Annotated in this window: 6 protein-coding genes and 1 pseudogene; 1 reads left to right on the forward strand and 6 read right to left on the reverse strand. The window is 67.0% G+C overall.

Going from position 1 to position 7930, the window contains the following annotated elements; genetic code table 11:
• Nucleotides 1-4 precede the first annotated feature (4 nt).
• A complete protein-coding gene (locus A9310_RS08735) occupies nt 5-871 on the reverse strand; it encodes an ABC transporter permease (RefSeq protein ID WP_065630235.1) in 867 nt (288 codons plus the stop codon).
• A 138-nt stretch (nt 872-1009) separates the two neighbouring features.
• Nucleotides 1010-1639, reverse strand: coding sequence for a hypothetical protein (locus A9310_RS25075; protein ID WP_083207311.1), 630 nt, complete (start codon nt 1637-1639; stop codon nt 1010-1012).
• A gap of 767 nt (nt 1640-2406) precedes the next feature.
• Here A9310_RS25075 and A9310_RS08745 point away from each other — a divergent pair.
• On the forward strand, nt 2407-3645 hold the full coding sequence (locus tag A9310_RS08745; protein ID WP_065630236.1) for an HNH endonuclease signature motif containing protein: 1239 nt from the start codon (nt 2407-2409) through the stop codon (nt 3643-3645).
• A 709-nt stretch (nt 3646-4354) separates the two neighbouring features.
• On the opposite strand, the gene A9310_RS08750 is transcribed toward A9310_RS08745, so the two are convergent.
• From A9310_RS08750 to A9310_RS08765, 4 genes and pseudogenes are all read right to left on the reverse strand, one after another.
• Nucleotides 4355-5098, reverse strand: coding sequence for a sulfite exporter TauE/SafE family protein (locus tag A9310_RS08750; protein WP_083207312.1), 744 nt, complete (start codon nt 5096-5098; stop codon nt 4355-4357).
• Nucleotides 5085-6659 carry a bifunctional phosphoribosylaminoimidazolecarboxamide formyltransferase/IMP cyclohydrolase gene (gene purH, locus A9310_RS08755; protein WP_065630238.1) on the reverse strand — a complete coding sequence of 525 codons (1575 nt, stop codon included), beginning with the start codon at nt 6657-6659 and terminating at the stop codon, nt 5085-5087. Before purH ends, A9310_RS08750 begins: the two co-directional genes overlap by 14 nt.
• Complete coding sequence (gene purN / locus A9310_RS08760; RefSeq protein WP_065630239.1) at nt 6656-7279, reverse strand: phosphoribosylglycinamide formyltransferase; 624 nt, start codon at nt 7277-7279, stop codon at nt 6656-6658. The genes purH and purN overlap by 4 nt, the downstream gene beginning before the upstream one ends.
• A gap of 77 nt (nt 7280-7356) precedes the next feature.
• Nucleotides 7357-7930, reverse strand: a pseudogene (locus A9310_RS08765) (hypothetical protein); the annotation flags it as partial.

Below are 7930 nucleotides of genomic sequence, written 5' to 3' on the forward strand. Positions count from 1 at the left end.
TCTTTCAGGCCTTTCCGCGCCACGGCACCACTCGGTGCTCGATTGTTCGTAGGAGCCCGTCGATGATCAGTCCGGACAGACCGATGGCGATGATGCCGACCAGGACGACGGGGGTGTTGTTGTAGTTGCTGGCGTCCTTGACCACGCCACCGATTCCGGGAATGCCGTTGAACAGCTCGGCCGCGACCACGGAGGAATACGCGATGCCGACCGAAAGCCGTACGCCGGTGAAGGTCTCGGGCAGCGCCGACGGTACGACGACGTCGCGGATCACCTCGGACCGCGAGGCCCCGAGCGCGCGCGCCGCCTCGATGAGACTCACCGGCGCGGCACTGACGGCGGCGGTGGTCGCCACCGCCGCGGGCGGTAGCGCGGCCAATGCCAGCAGCGTGATCTTCGGCGCCTCGTCGATGCCGAGCCAGATGACCAACAGGAAGAAGTAGGCCAGCGGCGGTAGAGCGCGCAGGAACGTCAGCCACGGTTCGAGCGGGCGTCGGAACCACCCCACCGTTCCCATCGCCAGACCGAGCAGCACGCCGAGGATCACGCCGATCGCCACACCTGCGAAGACCCGGCGTAGCGTCATGTACAGGTGTTCCCACCAGTAATAGTCGGCATAGCCGCGGATTCCGTCGTGCGTCGTGGACATGTCGACGAAGGCCTGCCACACGGTGCCCAGGCGCGGCACGAAGGTCTCACTCCAGATCCCGCTGACGGCGACGACCTGCCACACCGCGGCGAACAGCACCACCGAGAGCAACGGGAGTCCCACCCGGGTCAACAGTGATCGCGCGCGAGACGAACCGCCGGGCGACGTGCGCTCCGCCCCACCACCCGCTTCGTCCGGGGTGATGTCCACAAACAAGGTCACCGTGCATGTCTAGACATCGCGAACCCCGGCGACCAGAGTTTTCCTCTCCGAGAGGAAAACTCCCGCCGGATGCATACGAATCCGGCGCGATGTGCTTGTGGCGTGGGGTTTCGCTGGTCGCGTCCGTGTGGAAGTTGCCTAGAACACGAACTGCGCGGCCACCTCGGCGACGCCGGCCAGCGCGGACTGGACGCGAGCGTGTAGCGCGATTCCGGCGGCTGTCCATCCGGGTTCGTCGTCGAGGTCGGCGTCGTGTGGACGCGCGTTCCACACGTCGTTCCACTCGGTGAGCTCCGATGCCAGCTCGGGGTCGAGGCCCAGGCGCAATGGGTCGGCGGGGTAGTTCTCGGTGAAGTTCTCCCAGAGTGGTCCGGCGCCCCACTCGGGAAACATGCGGATGAGTCGCAGGCCGTCGGGAAGCACCACCGGTCGTGACTCTGCGGAGCGGGAGGCTAGATATCGCAGTTGCATCTCGGCTCGCCCTGCCCGCTCGACCCGTGTTCGAGCGGGCTCCCGATAGTCGTACCCCGACAGCCACACCAATCGCTCATGGTCGGCTCGATCGTCGCCGACAGCGAGCGACCACAACTTGTCCTGATCGGTGAAGAAGTAATCCGCGTCCGAGATCACCTTCGTCACATCACATCCGGAGTAGTCGAGGACCTCCGCGCGGTGACCGGCCCCGTCGTACTCGAAACCGAAGAGTCTCGAACGTGTCTCGCCACCGGCGTCATCGCCACCCGACCGCACCGTGTTGCTGTTCGTCATCTCTTCACACCCCCGATCAGCCAGAATCTCACATACATCCAGCCGCCCTAAGCGACAAACCCTTTGCGACCGAGGTGCACGACAGGCGCCTCCGCGCCGCTAGGTGCGGGAAGCGTAGGCAACGAGATACTCCACGCTCCCTGATCCAGAAGAGCTACAGCCTCATTCGCCCGCCCGGAGGAGCGTCCGGAGCTTGCGGAGGGCGTCAGCCCCTGCTCCCTGATCCGAAAGAACCGCAAAACCGCTGGTCCCTGAGGTGCGCCTGGAGCTCGCGGAGGGCGCTTAAGCCCTGCTCCCTGAGGAGCGCCTGGAGCTTGCGGAGGGCGCGTCACGAAGGGTCCTGGCGACGGAGGCTACGAAACCCCCCGTGACGCTGGCAAGCTCGCTACCTGGAGATCTTTCGTAGTCCACGACGGCCGCCAGGTCGTACTCCCTGAGGTGCAAGAAACGAACCCTCCCCCGCTCCCCGAGACGGGAGAAGCGCAAGCACCGACCCCCTCCGTCCCCTGAGGCGCGACGGGCGCAAGCGACGAGCCTCGAAGGGTCTACACCAAGGTCGAACTCAAAACCGCTCGCAATCAATCCGATCGAACGTGAACCGAAATGCGGGACGAGTGTGACTGGAGTACACCTCTGTCAACAATCCACGCCCACTCAACGCGAATCGACGCACAAAAGACGAAACACGCTGCACAGTCGATGAATTCGCGGTTCTCGGCTTGTGGAATTTCCTCGAAATCGAACGCACGTTCCGGTACCTTGGAGTCATGCCAGAGCTCGCCACTTTCCTCGATCAACTCATCGAGACCACCCCACCCGTCGACGATCCCACGGGCAGAGCAACATTCGACGCCCTCGACACGTTGCGCCTGATCCGCAACCTTGCCGATCACCAGATCGCGACGCACACAGCGCAACTCGACGCTCTCGGAGTCGCACAGAAAGCCGGTAGCACCACCAAGAAGCTGCTGATCGAGTCAGGACATGCGCCGGCCTCCGCCCTCCGCACCATGCGCAGTGTCGACGCGCTGCCCAACCTGCCCGCTTTGGCGCGTCATGCCGCCGATGGGCAGCTGTCCGGCGAGATCGTCGACGCCATCGTCCGAGGCATGAACGAGATCGAGAAACGATGTGGTGAGGCGCTTTCCGACGACAAGCGCTCACGGTATGAGCTCGAACTCGTCGCCCAGGCACTGTCCGGGGCGGCGCCGACGCAAGTACTCAAGCATGCTCGCGCGATCGCCAACAACCTTGTCGATGCCTCCGACACCGGTGTTCCCGCAGCCGACGACCCATCGCTGAATTCGGTGAACGCGCACACCACCGACGACGGCCGCGTCGAAATCCGGGCCGACCTCACCCAGATCGTCGGCGAGAAGTTCCAGGCCATGATCGACGAACGGTCCTGTCCACGGCCCGAACCCGACGGCACCGAGGACCGGCGCACCGCCGAGCAACGCCGCGCCGACGCTTTCGAGTTGATCCTCGACCAAGCCGCGATCGGCGCCACCCTCGACACCGTCGGAAGCCCACGCACGCAACTGATGCTGACGATCCCCGCGACCGGAGACCTGGCGACGCTGCCGTGGACCGGATCGGTCAGCCATGCCACCGCGAAACAAGCGTCGTGCGACGGCTCGCTGACGGAGATCGTCCTCGACCGTGAGGGCGTACCGCTGCAGATGGGTCACGCCCGTCGGTTGTATCCGGCACACTTACGCAAAGCAGTGATCGTGCGCGACGCGTGTTGCGTCAAATGTGGTGCACCGCCGTCCCATACGCAGGTGCATCACATCAAGTCGTGGGCCGACGGCGGACCCACCGACCTCGACAACGGCTGCCTGCTCTGCCAACGCTGCCACACCCAGGTCCACCACCACGGCTGGGACATCGTGATGGGTTTCGACCGTCATCCCTGGCTCGTCCCACCCGCGACCATCGATCCGCAGCGCCGACCACTACCCGCCTACAACAGACGCACCATGCGACTCGACGACGCCGCCTGACCGCTGCCGCCACAGACCACCAGACTTTCGCGTAGCACCTTCCGCACCCGGGCCACACCCGGGACCGCATCCGTCCCTTGACAACTCCACAGTGACACTGCAGTCGGCTCCGTTCCCGGTCGGATCGTGGACAGGGAACGGGGCTGTACTGCGAAACCCTTGCCGCTACTTCGTCCTCGCACCTGGACCATCTGCCGCCTGACGGCCGCCGTGACCAGCCAAATGGGCTGCCGCCCCGTCAGGGGGAGCGATACTTCCGACTACGGCAAATCGATGTCAGGTAGCGCAGCAGGCCGAAGTTCTTTTTAGATAACTGCGCCCAGTGGATCACGAAAGACCTGCATCGCTGCGTGCCCCGACCCTCGGCTGGCGGGTCTGTCTCGCATACCTGCCCCGATTTGTGACCGACAGACTTCAACTCGACTGCCAGACCTCGATCGAAGTCTGCCGGTCGAGTTGAAGTTTGCCGGTCGCCGGACCCTTCGTGGCTCGTCGCTGCGCTCCTCGCACCTCAGGGAGCAGGGGCTGACGCGCCCTCCGCAAGCTCCGGACGCACCTCAGGGAGCAGGGGCTGACGCGCCCTCCGCAAGCTCCGGACGCACCTCAGGGAGCAGGGGCTGACGCGCCCTCCGCAAGCTCCGGACGCTCCTCAGGGAGCAGGGGCTGCGGCGGGCACACCGACGACAACCGCCTGCTCATCACGCCGACGTCAGCTGACCGCGAGCCACGCCGCGAGCCCGAGCCCGCACACCCCGACCACGATCCGGAGCGGCCCGGGCGGCAGCCGTTTCACGACAGGCGGGCCGCACCACCCGCCGGCAAGACAGCCGACGGCCATGGCGAGCGCCGCCCACCAGTCGACGGGACCCCAGATCATGAAACCGATGGCGGCGATCGTGTTGGCGATGCCGAGGAACAACGACTTGGACAACGCTGCGCGCCACAGTGGTTCGCTGGTCACCACGAGCATCAGGGCGAGGATCATGATGCCGGCGCCCGCCCCGAAGTACCCGCCGTACACCGAGATCAGCGTCAGGCCCAGGATGAACACCCAGGGACGCTCGACGTGCGAGGTGGCCCACCGCCGCAGAACCGGTTGCGCGAGCAGGGCGATCGCGGCGATCGCCACCAGGAACGGCACGACGGCCTCGAACGCCTCGGCCGGCGTCGACAGCAACAGCACCGCCCCGACCGTGCCGCCGACGAGCGAGGCGATCGCGCCGATGATCAGCCGCCTGCGGTCACCGTCGAGGAGGGAGCGTCCCGACTGTGCGGTACTGCCCACCCCGACGGCGACCAGCGCGACCGTGTTCGTGACGTTGGCCGCGATCGGACTGAGTCCGACCGCGAGCAGTGCGGGATAGCTGACGATCGAGGCCAGCCCGGTGATGTAGCCGATCAGGCCGGCGCCGAAACCGGCGACGACCAGTAGAGCGAGCTCAGTGAGCGAAATGACGCGCCCCGGTGAGGTAGAGCGTCACGCCCGCCTCGTCGGCCGCCTCGATCACCTCGTTGTCGCGAATCGAACCGCCCGGCTGCGCAACGGCTTTCACCCCGGCCGACAGCAGTACCTGCAGTCCGTCCGGGAAGGGGAAGAACGCGTCCGACGCCCCGACGCTCCCCGCCGCCCGATCGCCGGCGCGTTGCACGGCCAGATGTGCGGAGTCGACACGATTGACCTGGCCCATCCCGACGCCGACCGACGCCCCGTCGGAGGCCAGAAGTATGGCGTTGGACTTGACCGATCGACATGCCCGCCAGGCGAATTCGAGGTCGGCGAGGGTCTGGTTGTCGGCCGGCGGGCCCGCCACGAGATTCCAGTTGGCCGGATTGTCACCGTCGGCGTCGAGGACGTCGCGCTGCTGCATCAGCAGTCCGCCCGACACCGGCTTCGTCTCGATCCCGGTTGCGGCCGGCGGGGTGGCCACCAGGACGCGGATGTTCTTCTTGCGGGTCAGCACCGAGAGCGCGCCGTCGGCGAAGCCGGGCGCGACGATGACCTCGGTGAAGATCTCGGCGACCTGCTCGGCCATCGCGACGGTGATCTCGCGATTCGCCGCGATCACGCCGCCGTAGGCACTGACCGGATCGCACGCGTGCGCCTTGCGATGCGCCTCCGCGATGTCGGCGCCGATCGCGATGCCACACGGGTTGGCGTGCTTGATGATCGCGACCGCCGGGGCATCGAAGTCGTAGGCGGCGCGCCACGCGGCGTCGGCGTCGGTGTAGTTGTTGTAGCTCATCTCCTTGCCGTGGAGCTGCTCGGCGGTCGCAACCCCGCCGGCCCCCGCGTTGCCGACATACAGTGCGGCCGGCTGGTGCGGGTTCTCGCCGTAACGCAGCACCGCGGAGCGGGTCCAGGTCGCACCGGCCCACGCCGGGAACTGCGACTCGTCCTCGGGCGCAACCACACTCGACATCCACGACGCCACCGCGACGTCATAGTCGGCGGTGTGCCGGAAAGCCTTGGCCGCGAGCTTCTTCCGGTCGACGAGCGAGAACCCGTCGGCCGCGAGGGCCTCGGTCACCAGCGAGTAGTCATCGGGATCGACCACGACAGCGACCGACGGGTGGTTCTTCGCGGCCCCACGCACCATCGACGGGCCGCCGATGTCGATCTGCTCGATGCACTCGTCGGGAGTCGCACCGGACGCCACCGTTTCGGTGAACGGATAGAGATTGACGACGACGAGATCGAATGCGGCGACGCCCAGTTCGTCGAGCTGAGCCACATGATCGGACTTACGGGTATCGGCGAGGATGCCCGCGTGCACCTTGGGGTGCAGGGTCTTGACGCGGCCGTCGAGGCACTCGGGGAAGCCCGTCAGCGTGGACACCTCCACGACCGGCACGCCCGCGCCGGCGATGGTCTTCGCGGTGGACCCGGTGGACACGATCTCCACTCCGGCAGCATGCAGTGCCGTCGCGAGATCGGCGAGACCGCTCTTGTCGTAGACACTCACCAGCGCGCGCCGAATCGGTCGGCGAGAGCTGTCAGAGCTGGGTGCGTTCACGGGATGCGGGCCTTTCGTCCATCGATGACTACTCCTCTGGTGACCAGTGCGGTCACCACGTCGGCGAGCAACACGCGCTCGACCGTCTTGATTCGCTCGTGCAGGGTGTCGGCGGTGTCGTCGTCGACGACGCTGACCACCTGTTGCGCCAGAATCGGGCCGGTGTCGACGCCCTCGTCGACCAGATGCACCGTCGCGCCGGTGACCTTGACGCCGTAGTCGAGCGCCTCGGCGACCCCGTGGGCGCCCGGGAACGCGGGCAGCAGCGCTGGATGACTGTTGACGACGCGCCCGCCGAACCGGCCGAGAAAGGCCGGGCCGAGGATCTTCATGAAACCGGCGGTCACCACCCATTCCGGGTCGATCGCGGCGACCTCGTCGGTGAGCGCACGATCCCACGTCGCACGGTCGGCGTGGTCGGCGACACGGCAGGTGATGAGCGGGATGTCGTGGTGCTGCGCGACCTCCTGCGCCCGGCACGCGCGGTCGACGACGATCGCCGCGACCCGGAACGGGGCATCCCGGTCACCGGCGCGCGCGATCAGCGACTCCAGCAGCGAACCGGTGCCCGACGCCATCACCACCAGCGGGGTGCGACCAGGTGCCGTCGGGGATGTCACGTCGTCGAGACTAATCGCCGCACGTTGGGCCGCCCGCGCCGGGTGGCGCCGCCGGGGCGCGCCCGGGAAGCGCGCTGTCAGCGTTGCCGCGAGGTCCCGTGCGAACCGGGATGGAGGTCGTGATCCACGTCGACGGCGAGGTCCGCCACGTCGAGATCATCGTCGTACACGCGGTTCTTCACCGGCGCGCGCCCGGATGCGGCGTCGAGATCGGAGTCCTCCGGGTCCGACTCGGCGACGTACTCCGCGTCGTCGTCCGCGAGGTCAGCGTCCCCGAAAACACCGTCGTCGAACTCGCCGTCGTCGTACTCCGCATCCTCGTACTCGCCGTCCTCGAATTCGTCGTCCTCGACCTCGGAGTACTCGGCGTACTCGTCGTCCTCGTCCAGATCGGTGACGATGACGTATTCGTCCTCGTAACCGAGGTCGAGTGGATCCTCGAAGTACTCATCGCCGACAGCGAGACGTGCCGCTCGGGTCGACGGCAGGAAGGCGTAGACGAGCACGATGAGCAGGCCGACGACCGCGATCCAACCCAGCGTGAAGACCCCGGCCGCCGACACCGTCACGACGACCTCGCCGAACTCCCCCAGCGTTCCACCCGCCGAGACGGTGAGAACGGCGACCACCGAGGCCGCGACCGCCGCGGCG

Origin of the sequence: Gordonia sp. UCD-TK1 (assembly GCF_001691435.1) — a bacterium.
Classification (GTDB): Bacteria; Actinomycetota; Actinomycetes; order Mycobacteriales; family Mycobacteriaceae; genus Gordonia; species Gordonia hongkongensis.

Coding starts and splice junctions, on each gene's coding strand:
- A9310_RS08745 (WP_065630236.1), top strand. CDS start 2,407: ATGCCAGAGCTCGCCACTTTCCTCGATCAACTCATCGAGACCACCCCA.
- A9310_RS25075 (WP_083207311.1), bottom strand. CDS start 1,639: ATGACGAACAGCAACACGGTGCGGTCGGGTGGCGATGACGCCGGTGGC.